Source organism: Streptomyces sp. Ru72 (assembly GCF_002920635.1).
Classification (GTDB): domain Bacteria; phylum Actinomycetota; class Actinomycetes; order Streptomycetales; family Streptomycetaceae; genus Streptomyces.
The window spans coordinates 1-539 of record NZ_PQSR01000253.1 but is presented as its reverse complement, the minus strand read 5'-3'; the positions used below and the strand labels follow the sequence as shown (position 1 = coordinate 539).

The 539-nt window shown below is 66.6% G+C and carries 1 protein-coding gene; it reads left to right on the top strand.

Translation table 11 applies throughout. The annotated features are described in order from the left end of the window. On the top strand, positions 1–539 hold a 539-nt coding region (locus tag C3488_RS39770), incomplete at both ends, for an ABC transporter substrate-binding protein (RefSeq protein WP_146068041.1).

Below are 539 nucleotides of genomic sequence, written 5' to 3'. Positions count from 1 at the left end.
AGCGGCCAGACGGTCACCGTGGCCGGCGTCTGGACCGGCAGCGAGCAGAAGAACTTCCAGAAGGTCCTGGACGCGTTCAGCGAGAAGACCGGCGCCAAGACCCAGTTCATCTCCACCGGCGACAACGTCTCCACCGTCGTCGGCAGCAAGATCGAGGGCGGCAACGCGCCGGACGTCGTGATGGTCCCGCAGGTCGGCGTGCTCCAGCAGTTCGCCAAGAAGGGCTGGCTCCAGCAGCTGTCCGCGACCACCGAGAAGTCGGTCGACAGCAACTACGCGCCGGTGTGGAAGAAGTACGGCAGCGTCGACGGGACCCTGTACGGCCTGTACTTCAAGGCAGCCCACAAGTCGACCGTCTGGTACAGCCCCGACGCGCTCAACCAGGCAGGGGTCAAGCCGCCGAAGACGTACGACGAGATGCTCAAGGCCGGGCACACCGTCTCCGACTCGGGCCTCGCCGCCTTCGCGGTCGCCGGGGAGGACGGCTGGACCCTCACCGACTGGTTCGAGAACATCTACCTCTCCCAGGCCGGTCCCGA